General features: G+C 69.2%; 6 protein-coding genes. 2 read left to right on the forward strand and 4 right to left on the reverse strand.

Going from position 1 to position 12,377, the window contains the following annotated elements:
- Window positions 1-9 precede the first annotated feature (9 nt).
- Window positions 10-1,104, forward strand: a complete 1,095-nt coding sequence (locus OG948_RS34670) for a heparin lyase I family protein (RefSeq protein WP_331768998.1) — start codon at window positions 10-12, stop codon at window positions 1,102-1,104.
- Window positions 1,105-1,157: 53 nt separating this feature from the next.
- Here OG948_RS34670 and OG948_RS34675 read toward each other — a convergent pair whose 3' ends face one another.
- From OG948_RS34675 to OG948_RS34690, 4 genes are all read right to left on the reverse strand, one after another.
- Window positions 1,158-2,345 (reverse strand): ROK family transcriptional regulator, encoded by a 1,188-nt coding sequence (locus tag OG948_RS34675; protein WP_331768999.1) that lies wholly within the window; start codon window positions 2,343-2,345, stop codon window positions 1,158-1,160.
- Between the two features lie 547 nt (window positions 2,346-2,892).
- Entirely contained in the window at window positions 2,893-4,113 is a 1,221-nt protein-coding gene (locus OG948_RS34680; protein ID WP_331769000.1) for a substrate-binding domain-containing protein, read from the reverse strand.
- Between the two features lie 455 nt (window positions 4,114-4,568).
- The gene (locus OG948_RS34685) at window positions 4,569-8,117 is read right to left on the reverse strand and encodes a ThuA domain-containing protein (protein WP_331769001.1); all 3,549 of its coding nucleotides are present in this window, start codon (window positions 8,115-8,117) and stop codon (window positions 4,569-4,571) included.
- Window positions 8,118-8,157: 40 nt separating this feature from the next.
- Complete coding sequence (locus OG948_RS34690) at window positions 8,158-9,024, reverse strand: sugar phosphate isomerase/epimerase (protein WP_331769002.1); 867 nt, start codon at window positions 9,022-9,024, stop codon at window positions 8,158-8,160.
- A gap of 2,291 nt (window positions 9,025-11,315) precedes the next feature.
- On the opposite strand from OG948_RS34690, the gene OG948_RS34695 reads away from it, so the two are divergent.
- Window positions 11,316-12,374: a sugar ABC transporter substrate-binding protein gene (locus tag OG948_RS34695; RefSeq protein WP_331769003.1), complete on the forward strand. Its 1,059-nt coding sequence runs from the start codon at window positions 11,316-11,318 to the stop codon at window positions 12,372-12,374.
- The last annotated feature ends 3 nt before the right edge of the window (window positions 12,375-12,377 follow it).

The following is a 12,377-nucleotide window of genomic DNA, read 5'->3' on the forward strand; positions in this document are numbered from 1 at the left end:
AGGAAGTCCATGTCTTCGTTTCACCGCCGCAAGGGACCGGCCGCCGCACTACTGGCGATCCTGTCGGCGATCCACGTCGCACCGACCGGGACCGCCGCCGCGGGAACCGCGATTCCCTTCACGGACGGCTTCGAGTCGGGCGACACCGCCCGGTGGCCCCGCAAGGGCGTCGAGGGAGGCGGCACCGTGGGCGTCACCGCGGCGCCCGCCGGCGGCAACGGCAGGGCCGCCCGGTTCACCATGCCCGACGACGGGTCCTACCGCGCCGAGATAGCCACCGACCGCCTCCCCTACGGCAGTTACCGGTACACCTTCTCCAACCACCTGCCCAGCGATTGGGTGCGCTACGAGCGCATGACCATCGTCTCCCAGTGGCACGGCGGGACCGGCACCATCCCCGCCATCGCCCTCGCCGTCAAGAACGACCGATGGGTGATGGACGTCCACTGGCAGGTGGGTTCGCAGCCCGTGCAGGGCGTCAAGTACGACCTCGGGACGGTGAGGTTCGGGCACTGGAACCGGTGGGCCTTCGACATCACCTGGTCCACCGCGACCACCCCGGGCTCGATCGCCGTCTCGCGCGACGGCGCCGCGGTCGGATCACACCAGGGCCCGAACAGCTACCACCAGGAGACCGCCCCGTACCACAAGATCGGCCTGTACCGGCCGAACTGGAAAGCGGAGAAGGGACACGCGAAGGGCGGGAGCCCCGCCGTGATGGCCCACTACGACGACGTCGCCATCGCCACCCTCTCGTCGGGCCCCGGCAAACCCCCGCCCGCGCCCTCCTCCCCCACCGCCCCGAAACCCACGACACCGTCCCCGCAGGGCCCCTCGGCATCCGCGTCGGCACCCCCGTCCACCGCAACGCCGGCGTCACCGGCGCCGACCACCACGACGGAAGACCTCGCGGGCGACACCGACCTCGACACCGACATCGGCGCTCCCGATCCCGCCCGCGACACCGACTCCGGCACCCTGGCCGGGACCCGGAACTCCGACTCCACACCGCTGCTCCTCACCTGTGCCGGCGCGTTGCTGATCGGAGCGCTGTGCGTTGCCGTCCGCAGCGGCATCAAGAGGAAGGGCCGGGCAAACCGGTAACACGAGCCCAGGGAACGGCGGATACCCAATGAACCGCGGATACCCGGGACGGGTCACCCCATGGTCAGAAGGTGGTCGCTGATCAGGTGTGTCGCCCCCACGACGCCCATCGTGCCGCCCGGTTCGGACAGCACGATGGGCAGGTTCTCCGTCGCCAGGGGCAGTGACTGCCGATACACGACGCTGCGGATCTCCGCGAGCAGCGGGTGCCCGATACCGGCCACGCCACCCCCGATGATCACCATCCCGGGATTGAAGAAGCTCACGAGCGCGGCGATCACCCGTCCGAGCCGGGCAGCGCCTTCGCGCACGACGGCCATCGCCGCCGGGTCGCCGGCGGTAACCGCATCGCCGACGTCCGCGGCGGTGAGCACCCCGGTCTCGGCCGATCTGCGGCCCAGGAAGGGGGATGTCCCCGAGGACGCCGCGGCTTCGGCATCACGCGCCAGCGCCCAACCGGAGAAGTAGGACTCCAGGCAACCGGAGTTCCCGCACACGCACGTCGGCCCGGACTCGTCCAGGCGGATGTGGCCGATGTCGCCGGCGCTCCCGGAGACGCCCCGGTAGATCCGGCCGCCGACGACGATTCCGCATCCGACACCCGTACCGACCTTGATCAGCAGGAGGTCGTCGATCGACCGTGCCACGCCGGCGTGGCGTTCCCCCAGGGTCATGACGTTCACGTCGTTGTCCACCAGGACCGGGCAGTCCAGCCGCCGACCGACCACGCCCCGGATCGGGAAACGGTCCCAGCCGGGCATGATCGGTGGGATCACCGGCGTACCCTCGCGAAAGCTCACGGGTCCCGGGACGCCGATACCCACTCCGTGGACTCGGGGAAACGGATCGACTTGGCGCAGCTTGTCGACGAGCGCGAACACGCGCTCGAGCACCGCCTCCGGTCCGCCGCGCACGTCGCAGGGCTCGCTCAGGTGCCCGAGCACCTCCAACTCGCCGTTGGTGAGCGCGACATCGATCGACGTTGCGCCGATGTCGACGCCGACGAACCGCGTCGCCGATGCGATACGTACGATGCCCGAGCGTCGCCCCCCGCGCGAGGCGGCGAGGCCGGCCGGCTCCACCAAGCCGAGTTCGACGAGCCGGTCCACCTCGACGGCCAGCTTGGAGCGCGACACCTGCACGGCGTCGCCCAGCTCGGACCGGGACCGCGGCCCGTGGTCGCGCAACAAGCGCAGCAGATGCGCCTGGTACCGGTTCTCCGGCTCGTATCGCGCGTTCACGGCTTCGCCTCCCTCGTGATCCGGCGGATGCGGATCATCCACATCCCGCCGCCCCCGTACCGGGGCATCCGTCGGAAGCTTCACCGGATCGTCGCCGGAAGGAGACGCGCCTCGACCGACAATCGACAGCGCCTCGTTCTTGGCCCGCTCGCGTCACGCATTGTCAACTTTTCCTTTCCGGCGGCAAAGTCGTATCGACGGTAGCGGGATTCGCGGCCACGCCGGGGCCCGGCCGCGAATCGCGTTGCTCGGCGAACGACCGCATCGATGAGGGCACCCGTCGGGTCGTGGTCGAGCACGACCCCGCCGAGCCGTCACCGGGCCCGGTCATCCGGTCGCTCCGAGACGAGTTCGGCAACGTCCGGCCCCGAGCCGCGTGTCCGCGTGCACGGTTGGCCGGGAGTGGTAACGGCCGGTCGGCCCGCGCCCGGGCGTTGATCGGGCGCACCCACCGCTTTGCTTCTGTCGTCGCGCGGAAGTCGAAGAGGCCGAGGGATCGTGACCGACCGGAGTCGGGGCGACGAGACGATCGCCCCGACTCGTTCGACTACTTGCCGCCCCACTTGTCGGGATAGCCGGGCAACGTCTCGCAGCCGCACATCGCGTAATGCAGCGGCGGCATGCCGGGCTTGAGGTACCGATCGCGGTTGTCGGCCGTGATGGTGGGTTGCGGGAGCTTCCATTCCTTGGGTACCGGTTCGCCCTTGAGGATCTTCAGAGCCGCGATGATCGGAGTGCGCCACTGGTACGAGGGGTACGTCGGGGCGATCGCGGTGAGGTTCTTCTTCTTCCAGACCTCCAGGAACTGCTGCTGGTCCTCGCCGGTGATCGGCGGGACCTTCCTGCCCGCGTCCTCGAACGCCTCCACGGCCGCGACGGCGGTGTCGCCGGCGTCCATCCAGACGCCGTCGATGGTGCCGTGGCGCTGGATGGCGTCGCTGACGACGGCCTTCGTCTTGGCCGGGTCGCCGTCGGTGAACTTCACGTCGACGACGTCGAGTCCGCCCTGCTCCAGCACACGCTTGCCCGCGGCCCAGCGGTTCTCCAGGACGTCGACGCCGGGCAGGACCCGCAGCGCGAGGATCTTCCCGCCGGGCTTGACCTTCTCCTTCAGGAACCGGGCGCCGGTGTCGCCGAACGCGTAGCCGCCGACGGGGTTGACGAATGTCACCGGGCAGTCGGTAGTCACGCCCCGGTCGAAGACGATCACGGGGATCTTTCCGCACGCGGCCTTGACGGCCGGGGTGAGCGTGGCGGTGGTGTTGGGCGAGACGATCAGCGCGGAGCAGCCCTTGCCCGCGAGTTCCTGGATGTCGGAGATCTGCTTGTCGTCCTTGCCCTGGGCGTCCAGGACGGTGAACCTGGCGATCTCGGGGTGGGTGCCGGCCTCCGCCTGGATGTTCTTGAGGCCGGTCTGCCGCCAGTTGTTGGCGACGCTCGCGTTGGAGAAGCAGATCTCGTACGGACCGTCCTTCTTGTACTGCGTGGTGTCGACCATCTGCTGCGGGTCGAGCATCTGCTCCCAGGGCTTGTCCGCGGGGCCCTGCGGGGTCGCCTTCAGGAGCGCCAACTGCCGGTCGTAGTCCGCTTGTACGAAGAACTTCGAGTCGCCGGAGTCGCCCTTGCCGGGACTCGCTCCGGGGGCGGACGCGCCGGGGACGCCGGGGGCCTTGGTCGCCGACGAGGAGTCGGCCTTGTCACTGGAACACGACGCCGTGGCCAGTAGGGCGGCCGCGACGGTCAGGCCGACGGACAGTCTGTGTCTCATCGTGATTCTCCTCGGGAGGGTCACAGCAAAAGTATGGATATAGGTGTCATGGGACCGATTCCGGGAGGGATCGACGGCGCCCGGGGCATGGCGGTGATCACGACGACGCCTTGGACGCTGCTCTCCAGGTCGATGGAAACCCGTGCGGTCGAGCAGGGGGAAGAGGGGCGAGAACACGGCGACTGCGGCGGCCGAGTGCGACGCCACCCGGGAGGCGGCAACGGATTCGAACCCGTGGCCTCGCTCGGCCTGCGCAAAGATCCCGACGAAGCCGCCGACCGGGCGCCGCGACCGCGGCGGCCGTTTCACACAACCGAGCCGGTGTCCTGAGCGGACTGTAGGCGCGCGAGAACCCACGAGTCGGGGAACTCGTTCACGTGCCTGTACGGCCTCGTCAGGGGTTGCGGGACGGGGCCCGCCCATCGAGTCGGCCCCGTCCCGCCCCTATCGGGCGATCAGGTGACGAAGACGCCGGACATGACCGCGTTGGGGCCGGCCGTCTTCGTGACGCGGACGGTGACCTGTCCGCTGACCGTCCACGTCAGCCAGCGTCCGGCACCGAATCCGGTCAATGTGGTGGTGCTCAGTACGGTGCCGGACTGGTCCAGCAGTTCCACGGTTTGGGCGCGGCCCTTGTTGTCGTAGTCGGTGAAGTACGCCGCCACGTCGCGGGTGCCCTGCACGGATACGCCGATGTCGAACCGGTTGGTGTTGAACCAGGTCGGGGCGACGCGGGTGCCGTTGGTGGGGTGTTGCAGGGCCCTGGGCAGGGTCGAGGTGTTCGCCCAGGTGTACGGGGTCGCGGTCGCCGCGGGGGTGACGGTGACACCGGCGGGCAGGGACGTGGACACTCCGGGGATGACGTGGCCCGCCTGTCCCCTCACGCCCAGCCAGTCGCCGCCGATGCTTTGGCCCACGCCCGGGCCGAGGGCCTGCACGGTGTCCAGGGACAGGGCGTAGGCGGCGCCGGGGTTGCTGCGGAAGACCAGATACAGGTCGTGTGTGCCCGCGGGTGCGGCGACGGGGACGGGGGCCGTCTCGGTGAAGGTGTACCACCCGCCGGTGTTGCCGACCTGTGTGGTGGCGACGAGTTGCCCGGTCGGGCTGCCGAGGCGGGCCTCGATGCGCCCGCCGGTCGAACCGGAGGCGACCCGGTACTTGATCGAGTCGATGCCTTGGAAACTCACGTTGTCGTATTTCACCCACTCGCCGTCCTGGATGTTGCCGACGTACTGTCCGTGTTCGGCGTTCGCGTGGTTCTCCACGGCCACGCCGGACGCCTGGTTGTAGTAGTGGGCCTGGAAGCGCTTGGGCCGGTAGACGGAGGTGTCGCTGCCGGTCAGCTTCCCGATCCCGCCCGGGCCGCCGCGGTCGGTGTAGCGGGCGTCGATCGCCCAGAACGCGTTGGCCGCGGCGTGGCCTTCGTCGAGGAATGTCGCCGCGACTCCGGAGCATGCCCGGACCGGGTCGGCCGGGTGGGCGTGCTCGTCGTGGCCCAGGGCGGGCTGTACGACGATGTCGGCGCAGTCGACCGTTCCGTCCTGGGCGTCGCTGACCGATACCTGCCAGGGCAGTGAGTCGCCCCATTCGAAGAAGCCGCCGTTGGTGGGCACGGTGATGCTCACGGTGGGCGCGGTGTTGCCGACGACGATCGGCACCGACGCGGTGGCGCTGCGCTTCTGAGGTGTGTCGGTTTCGGTGACCTTGAGCGTCGCGGCGTACTCGCCGTTCGTCGTGTAGGTGTGGTTGGGGTTGGGGTCGGTGGAGGTGGTGCCGTCGCCGAACGTCCACAGGAACGACAGCGCGTCTCCGTCGGCGTCGCGACTGCCCGCGCTGGAGAACGCCACGGTCAGCGGCGCGATGCCGGCGCGAGGTGTGCCGTCGGCGACCGCCGTGGGGGCGCGTCCGTTCTTGACGTAGTCGATGCGGTAGAGCCCGGAGTTGGGGTTGTCCCGGCCGTAGCCGCCGCCCCACTCCAGCAGGTACAGGGAGCCGTCCGGGCCGAACTGCATGTCCAGGGGGGCGAGGAAGGACAGGTTGGACAGCACCGGGTTGAGCGCCATGACACTGCCGTCGGCCGCGAGGGGGAACTCCTTGATGTAGTTGCGGCCCCATTCGTAGAACAACGGCGTGCCGGAGAAATACTCCGGCCATTTGGTGTCCGATACCAGGTTCGGGTCGTAGCGGTAGATCGGGCCGGCCATGGGCGCGCCCGCCCCGGAGCCCAGTTCGGGGAACTGCGCGGAGGCGCCGTACGAGTACCACACGTCCGCGGCGCGGGCGGGGGGAAGCGTCGTGAGACCGGTGTTGTTCGGTGAGGTGTTCACCGGGGTGGCGCAGGTGAATTTCGCGCCCGGGGTGCCGGTGGCGAAGTCGTAGTCGTTGAAGGGGGTGTTGTCGCCGATGCAGTATGGCCAGCCGTAGTTGCCCGCGGTGCGGATGATGTTCCACTCCACGATTCCGGCCGGGCCCCGGTTGGGGTTGGTCGTCTTGGAGTCGGGGCCGTAGTCGGCGAGGTAGACCGTGCCGTCGGTGTCGACGCTGTAGCGGAAGGCGTTGCGAAAGCCCATGGCGTAGATTTCGGGCCGGGTCCTGGCCGTGCCGGGCGGGAACAGGTTGCCGGTGGGAATGGTGTAGGTGCCGTTGGGCTCGGGGTGGATGCGCAGCAGTTTGCCGCGCAGGTCGTTGGTGTTGGCCGAGGAGCCCTGGGCGTCGAAGTGGCTGCGGCCGGGGCGTTCGTCGATGGGTGTGTAGCCGTTGGACTCGAACGGGATGACGTCGTCGCCGACGGACAGGAAGAGGTTGCCGTTCCCGTCGAAGCGCAGGGTGCCGCCGGTGTGTCCGATCTCGTTGGGTGCCCGGCCCGCGGGAACCTCCAGCATGACGACCTCGGTGTCGAGGCGCATGGTGTTGCCGCTCATGGTGAACCGGGAGAGGCGGTTGAGCGGGCCGCTGTTCGCGGGCGAGTAGTAGAGATACACGTATTGGTTGGTGGTGAAGTTCGGGTCGAGGGCCAGGCCGAGGAGGCCGTCTTCGCCGCCGCTGTAGACCGGGATGGTCGCGGCGGTCACCGTGCGGCCCAGTTTCGGGTCGTGGATGCGGACCTGGCCGCGCACGAGTTCGGTGAAGAACACCCGGCTGTCCGGTGCGATGGCGATGCCCCACGGGGCGGACGTGTCGGTGTCCAGCGCGACCTTCTGGTAGTTGGGCCAGTCGGTGCCGCCGCAGTCGCCCGGCTCGGCGCCGGCGGCGTATTCGATGCCGCCGAGGACGTGGGCGCGCAGCAGCGGGTCGGCGTAGGCGGCGATGGAGTGGCCCATGGATGTGATCCACGTGCGGCCGCCCTGGTAGTCGTCGCACCAGGTGACCGGGTGGTCGGGGCCCATGCGGCCGGCGGCCGGTGAGGAGGGGTAGCTGCGTTCGTCGAGTTGGACCAGGACGTGCTTGTCGCCGCGCACGGTCCTGGTGAAGGCGTACCACTCCTCGCTGCGGGTCCACTCGCGGGGGAGGTCCTTGGTGGAGGGGTGTGCCCGGTCGGATACGAGTGCGGTCGCGGTGACCCCGGCGGAGGCGGTGTGCGAGGTGAACTCGGTGCCGATCAGGGACCGGTAGAACGGGAAGTTCGGTTCCATGTCGAGGGGGTTGTGGATGGCGACGACACCGCCTCCGGCGCGTACGTAGCGTTCGAACGCGCCTTCCTCGGCGGCGTTCCACACGTCGCCGGACGCCTGCGCGAGGATGATCACGTCGAAGCCGGCGAGGTTGGCGTCGGTGAAGCCGGAGGAGTCCGGGGCGTGTACGACCTCGAAGTCGTGCTGGTCGGCGAGGTTTTGCACCATCGTGATGGCGGCTTGCTTGGAGTCGTGGACGAATCCGGCGCTCTCGGTGAACAGCAGTGCGCGGAAACGGTGTTCGTGTCCGGGGTGGGCGACGGCTGTGTGCGGGGCGACCAGGGCGAGCAGGGTCAGGAGAACCACTGTTAACCCGGTCAGGGATCTTTTCATCTGGGCGTGCTCCTCGGTGCGGTGGTTGGACGGAACGAGGTCAGTCGTGGGGGATGCCGAGGTCGTCCAGCGCGGACCGGAGCCAGTTCAGGGAGCGTTCCAGCATCGGGCCGCCCTGGCCCTCGCATTCGATGCTCAGCACGCCGTCGTAGCCGCTGTCGTGCAGGAGCGCGAGAATGCGGCGGATGTTGTCGGCGTTGACGCCGTCGCCGATCGCGCAGTGGCTGACGGCGATGCCGGTCTGTCCGCCGCGCACGGCTTCCGCGAGGGACCGGGAGACGTCCTTGATGTGCACGTGGGAGATGCGGTGGAGGAAGCGCTTGGCGAACTCGACCGGGTCCTGGCCGGCGATGAAGGTGTTGCCGGTGTCGAGGTTCATGCCCAGGAGCGGCGAGTCGACGAAGTCGAGCATCTCGGCCATGCGGTCGGGGTTGGTGGTGAAGTAGCCGTGCGGTTCGATGTTGATCCGCACACCGTGTGCCTCGGCCACGTGGAGGATCTGTTCGTAGGAGCGCTTCATCGACGCCATGGCCTCGTCGTCGGTCAGGCCGGCCGGCGCGTGCAACCCGTCGGTGGTGTCGACTCGGTCGCAGCCGGCCTGGGCGGCCCACGCGATGGACTTGAGCACGTACGGCACCCCCCGCAACGGCCCGTCCAGGCCGGACAGCGGGTAGGCCGCGTCGACCTGGGAGAACCGCACGCCGCGCGCGTGCATCGCGCGGCGCAGCAGGACGGCGTCCTCGTAGAGCGCGACGTGCGGCTGGTAACCCAGGCCGTGGATCCAGCTCACGCCGTCGATGAGGCCGCATTCGATGTGGTGGACGCCGTGTTCCTCGGCCCACGCGAGGCACTTGTCGAACGACCAGTACGCGGAGTTGAAGGCGTCGGTGTGGAACCCGATGTGCATGACGGAACAGCCTTTCGATGTCGGACGGGGTGGGGTGCGTTCACGGCCGGTTGTCGCCGGTGGCGCGGCCGGGGCGGGAGGTGCGTGGGCATGGCGGACGGGGTTCGGGGCGGATGGGCTGCGGTGTCGGGTACGTCGGGCTCGATCGATGCGGTGACGCGGTGACGCGGTGACCGTCGATGGTCGGGCCGGGTCGGTGGTGGGCCGCGGGCCCGCCGTCGCTGCTGGGAGAGGGTGGTGGCCGCGCGGCGGTTCGGGTGGGCTCGCGGGGGGGTTCTCCTGCGGGTTCCGGGGTCGTCCGCTGCCGGGGCGGGTTCGAGCTGCAGCGCCTTGGCCTGGGTCGGGTGTGCTGTGTCGGGCTCGGTGGTGTCGCCGTCCGGCGGCGACCGGGCCGTGGTCGTGGTGTGTGGGTGGTCCTCGGCCGAGGCGCGACTGCGCCCCGTCGACGTCGGGCGGGCAGGGCCCGCGGTGCCGCGCGCTGTTCGCACGGGCCGCTGCGGTGGTGTGCCTGGGCGGGCGGGTCCGGAGGTGGCTTGGGGGTGGGAGGCGTCAGCGGGCACGCGTAACGTGTGTGCGGCGTCGTCGCGGGTCCGGCCCGGGATCGGGGTGGGGTCCGGTGGTGGGGACGCGCCGCGCGGAGTGCATGCCGCGGGATGGGCGGATGGCGGTGCGATCGGTCTCCGCAGCGGTGTGTTCCCGAGGCAACGGGGTTACGACGGGCAGGGGTTCGGCGCTCCGTGCTGGTCGAATCCGCAGTGTTGCGTGTCCGGTGCCTGGGCCGAGGCCTTCGCGGGAGGCCGGGAACGGTCTTCCCTTGTGGGAGCGGACTGGGGGATGCGTGACCGCAGCATGGGTGTGCCTTCCCGCTTCGTCGGCCCCTGACAGCCGACTTTCGCCAGGAATGTAGTTCATTTTGTTTCCGTCAAGAAGAGATTTCACTGACGAAAACAAACTTCTTCCTGACTATGGACAAACTATGCGGTCGAGTCAAAGCTGCCACCCTGCACATCGTCGGAGGAGGCGGCGAACGTCCGGCCCGGTCGGTGCCCCACGCACCCCGAACACTCCCTCCCCATCCGGAGTTTCATGACCTCGCCCACGTCGGGGACCCGGCGTCCCGTCCGACGCGCATCCTTGCACCCCTCCGGCACCGCGACGGTCCGCCGCGCACGACGAGACCGGCCACGACACGCCGCCGACCTCGCCGCCCGGCCGATCCACCGGACGGCCGCTGTCGACCACCCGCCCTCGACGGCCACCGACGGTGCCCCGACGAAACGTCCGAAGGCTCCGACGATCCGCCCGCCCGCCGTCGCAACGCGTCCATCCGAGAGCATCTTCGTATATCGCATGCTCTCTCACGCGATCCTAAGAGTTGCCACCGAACCTGTCGACGTCGCCGCGACCTCCCGCCGGGGCTGCACAGGCGTCGCGGACACGCCGTCCCACTCGAGTGGACCCACCTTCCTTCCCGGACCGACCCGAGGAAGGCGCCGCAGGTCACGACGCCACCTCGAGGAGGGCGGGTCGGCGCCGATCCCACTCGGGCCACTCGCCCCGGGAGTGGTCGGCGCCGGACCCGCCCGCTCGACGGGCACCACTACGACGCGATACGGACACCCGAAGCTCTTCACTCACCCGCGAACCGCATACCTCGGATGCTTCACGTCGACTCTTGACATACATCGGATGACTAGAATTGAATGTTCGAACATCAAGGGCAGCAAGTCGCGATCACCCCCTTTTTATGCACTCCGGCGTATCCAATGATCCGATGATTGGCTGTCGGAACGGCTCCTTGCGCAGGGCTGGAGCGAGGTCCCGTGCAATTCCCCGCGTGGGAAACCCAGGCACGACCACGCCGGGAACACCACCGTCACAACCCCCGCAGGGCCAGTCGGCCTCGCGAAATCCTCCGGCACCGTGGCCGGCCCCACGAACGACGTGCTCGTTCCACGCGGCAGCGTCAAGACCGACCGGGAGATCCGACCAGCCCTCCTCGTCAGCCCGTCGGGCAGGCCGGGTCGGCTCGCCGAAAGACGCCCGACCGCGTCGCCAGTCCCGGCGCGCATGGACATGTCCGAACGCGAGTCCCCCGGAGCGCCGGCGACGGGACGAGAGCAAGCCGTGCCACACGTCCGACTCGCTGGACTCGGGGCAGGTCGGCGGGCATGGCGCCCCCGGACGCGCCCGTGAGGCGAGGCGGGGCCGGCACCTCGCTCGCCTTCGACAACGGTCGGCTTCACGCATCCACATCCCCAAGCGCCACCCATCTCGTCGAGGAGTCCACAGTGACCACCACGCTCCGCCGAACCAGCGTCACCGCAGCCGCGGTGACCACCTCCCTCGTCCTGCTCGGTGCCTGCGGCAGCACCGGCGACAGCAAGGGAAACACCGGAACCGGCGACGGGAAAGCCGGCAGGACCGGTGTCGTACTGCCGTTGCTGACCTCGCCGTTCTGGCAGGCATACAACGGCTACGTACCCGGCAAGGCCAAGGAACTCGGCCTGTCCACCCTGCCGACCGTCAATTCGAACTCCGACGCGGCCCAGCAGATCACCGACCTGAACAACCTGCTCAACCAGGGCGTCAAGGGCCTGGTCGTGGCGCCGATCGACAGCGCCGCCATCGCCGCCGGCCTGGACCAGGCGACGCGCAAGGGTGTCCCGGTCGTCGCGGTGGACGTGGCCCCGGACAAGGGCAGGGTCGCGATGATCGTCCGCGCCGACAACCGCGCGTACGGGACGCTCGCCTGCAAGCACATCGGCGACAAGACCAAAACCGGCACGGTCTTACAGATCATGGGCGACCTGTCCTCGATCAACGGCCGGGACCGGTCGGAGGCCTTCCGCGACTGCATGAAGCAGAACCACCCGCAGATCCGGGTACTCGAGATCCCGACCGAGTGGAAGGCCGAGAAAGCCGCAGCCGGGCTGACCGCGATCCTCAACGCGAACCCCGATCTCAAGGGCATCTACATGCAGGCGGGCGGCGTGTTCCTCGCCCCCACGCTCCAACAGCTCAAGGCCAAGGGTCTGCTGCACCCGGTCGGCGACCCCAAGCACATCACGGTGGTCTCCAACGACGGCATCCCGCAGGAACTCGACGCGATCCGCCGCGGCGACATCGACGCGACCGTGTCGCAACCCGCCGACGACTACGCCGAGTACGGCCTCTTCTACGTCAAAGCAGCGATGGAAGGAAAGACCTTCGGGCCCGGCCCGACCGACCACAACAGCACGATCGTCCAGCACCCGAACGGCAACCTGGAGGACCAACTCGCAGCCCCGCTGATCACCAAGGACAACGTCGACGACCCCGCGCTCTGGGGCAACTCCCTGGGGAAGTGAGTC

It is taken from the genome of Embleya sp. NBC_00888 (genome assembly GCF_045207655.1).
In the GTDB taxonomy this organism is placed as follows: domain Bacteria; phylum Actinomycetota; class Actinomycetes; order Streptomycetales; family Streptomycetaceae; genus Embleya.

What these genes read in the sequence shown, in the direction of transcription:
- OG948_RS34680 (WP_331769000.1), bottom strand. Translation starts at nt 4,113, where the DNA reads ATGAGACACAGACTGTCCGTCGGCCTGACCGTCGCGGCCGCCCTACTG.
- OG948_RS34685 (WP_331769001.1), bottom strand. Translation starts at nt 8,117, where the DNA reads ATGAAAAGATCCCTGACCGGGTTAACAGTGGTTCTCCTGACCCTGCTC.
- OG948_RS34670 (WP_331768998.1), top strand. Translation starts at nt 10, where the DNA reads ATGTCTTCGTTTCACCGCCGCAAGGGACCGGCCGCCGCACTACTGGCG.
- OG948_RS34690 (WP_331769002.1), bottom strand. Translation starts at nt 9,024, where the DNA reads ATGCACATCGGGTTCCACACCGACGCCTTCAACTCCGCGTACTGGTCG.